This window comes from Vibrio olivae, assembly GCF_042428525.1.
Lineage (GTDB): Bacteria > Pseudomonadota > Gammaproteobacteria > Enterobacterales > Vibrionaceae > Vibrio > Vibrio olivae.
On sequence record NZ_JBHMEP010000034.1, the window covers coordinates 1 to 2,792 of the forward strand.

3 protein-coding genes are annotated in these 2,792 nt (G+C 35.9%); all 3 read left to right on the forward strand.

Translation table 11 applies throughout. The features are described from left to right. Nucleotides 1-430: 430 nt before the first annotated feature. A complete protein-coding gene (locus ACFFUV_RS23255) occupies nt 431-967 on the forward strand; it encodes a hypothetical protein (protein WP_390198258.1) in 537 nt (178 codons plus the stop codon). 471 nt (nt 968-1,438) lie between these two features. Next, nucleotides 1,439-1,597, forward strand: coding sequence for a hypothetical protein (locus ACFFUV_RS23260; protein WP_390198260.1), 159 nt, complete (start codon nt 1,439-1,441; stop codon nt 1,595-1,597). Between the two features lie 947 nt (nt 1,598-2,544). Further along, nucleotides 2,545-2,792: hypothetical protein (locus ACFFUV_RS23265; RefSeq protein ID WP_390198263.1), on the forward strand; the 248-nt coding region annotated here is incomplete at its 3' end.

Sequence of the window (2,792 nt, forward strand, 5' to 3'; positions counted from 1 at the left end):
GAGGGATATGCGGGATGTGCGGGATATGCGGGATATGAGGGATATGAGGGATGTGCGGGATATGAGGGATATGAGGGATGTGCGGGATATGCGGGACGGACCACCTCCCCGAAATCGGGCCGTGGGGTCTGCCGTTTTTTGGACCGCCCCCCCCAATCCACGAAGGGCGGGAAAAAGGAACGGCAAACGCCAGCCAACCAAAAAGGAATGCTTATTTTCCATTTAAATTGTTGATTATCAATGATATAAATCAATATTTTAATATACATTTACATTTGATTAGTTTCATTATATATAATCGTTGAATTTTTATCGTAAAATATTTGTTTGGAAATAAAACATATATTATATTTGCAATGTGAGATAACAATATTAACAAACAAGGCGTGCTAGGTGCCTATATAAGTCCCTAGGGCAAGGGCGATTTAATATGAAAGCAAAAGATTTGAATCGAGTACAAAATGCAGTGAAAAAGTCTGAGTCTGAAACTTTGACGGGTGCGATAAAATCTTGGTGCAGATTGTTTAATAGCAAAAAAGATGTTATGGATATTATCAAAGAAAACAATATTGAAGTTTCAAAAGATGTTATCCCGTCTTTAGTCGCTTTGGCTAAAGATAAAGAATTGGTTATTACTATTTGTAAAGAAATTCTTGCAAATATAGATGGCGTATTTTGCCAATATATAGAAATAGAAAAGATTTACAATGATGAAAATGAATCAGCCAACAATAAAATAATGTTAGCTGAAAAACAAGCTCAGAAAATTCTTTTGGGCACAACACATAAAGCTTTTGGCTATTGTGCCCCTATTAAATACTCTGAGGATAAAAGCGGTTATTTCGTTATTTACAATAACGAAAGATATAAATCTACTCGAATGGCTACTAAAATAACGAATTTTTCGTTTTCATTGATAGCCAAATGTATCACCTATTATCTTACTCACGATAAAAATGTAAGATAATATTAAGATGTCCTTATATCTTTATATATAGGGGCATTATGGTGGCGATATCTGTACGTTCACGCCGTGCCACTGATTTAGACTAAACAGATAAGATATTTAACATATTGATACATAGATATGCGAATCGGTAGGGTATCGAGAGTTCGTATAAATAGATTGCCGACTAATAGTGTGATCAGGTATTCTCCTAGTTCAGGGGCGTGCCGTTATTCTTGGCTATGTATCAAGGCTGGTTAATACGTCCGGTCAACCGGATAGGCCATGTAAAAACATGGGGTATATTGGTGTATATACGCATATATAGGGCGTATGTCCATGTGTAGCGAGAGCAGCACGCATGGAGTGCATTACGGGGTTATAACCGTACCAATATATCAATGCAATAACATATAGGGTTGCTTAAATACTTGTATGTTATATGTATTAATTAAAATAACAACCCTTACAAGGGTATTTTGTGCGGTTAAATTGACGGACAAAGTGCGCCTTGTCGGTACGTATCACGGGCAACGTATGTACGTATTTGGCTTCGTTCGTTCGGGGCAAAGGGACAAAACCAAAGGGAATCGGGCGGGTGTGGTGCGTCCGGCTGGCCGTTTTGATAACGGCGGCTTTGTGACTTCATAGCCATGCCGTATTCTTATTGGTGTAATTAAATTAATATATTATGTACAAAAAGAAATTCGATAATTTGAATAGGAAACTATCTATTCAAAAAGAAAAGGCTTTAGAGGCTGTAAGAAAGTCTCAAATGGAGTTTTATATTGAGCTTACCAAAGATCTATACAAGTCTAATAAATTAGATTGCAGTAGGGAATCTGATAAATGTAGGCGGAAACGTGTTAGTTACATGGCGAACAAATTGCGACAATAGATCGTTTGTTTTTATTTGATTTTAAAGTTTGTGCCCTTTCGTACTATAGTGATATAGGACGGAAGGGCTTTTTTGTGCCTAATTTTACAAAATGATAGCATAACCATATGTTTTGCTTGCACATAAAAGTGTTAAGTCGGTAAATTTTAAGCCTTAATTATAAATGTGTAAGTAAAATACTTTATTATGTATCATTTTGTATATATCTATATCCATACGGGCGGGTGAATTGTACCCTTATGCATGGATTTGCGCTTGAATCGATCCTAAAAGGTATATAATAGGCGGTACTTATTGTATATTTTTTATCTATATCTAGGCTTGTCTTTCCTTAGAGGTAGCTCTAGGGGTTGATATATATTATTTTATTGATACTCAATTAATTGTATTATTTGCGTTCAATTTTAAAATCGTGGTTACTTATTGTATATTTTTATGGGTGTATTTATATATTTCGTACTCACCTTGTTTTGTGGGTATATGGCGTTTGAGTTGGGGCGGTACGTTATAGCTACGGGCGACGCTCTGCCTATAATCATAGTTTCTTTATTGGTTTTATTATCAATACATTGTATTAGGCAAGTATATAAGGCAATCAAGAACAAAGACCTCGATATCCTAGACTGAATCAGCGTTCCACGTGGAACAAAGTAGCGGGAGGTCTTGGGTTTTCGTGGTGGTTTCGAGGGAGGTTGGGGGGTTGCGTGATGGGACACCAACAAACAAGGAAAAAAAAACACCAACAAACAAGGGAAACACCAACAAACAAGGAAAAACACCAACAAACAAGAAAAACACCAACAAACAAGAGAAAAAAACAACAACAAACAAGAAAAAAACAACAAACAAGAAAAACAACAAACAAGAAAAAAAACAACAAACAAGAAAAACAACAAACAAGAAAAAAACAACAAACAAGAAAAACAACAAACAAGAAAAAAAACAACA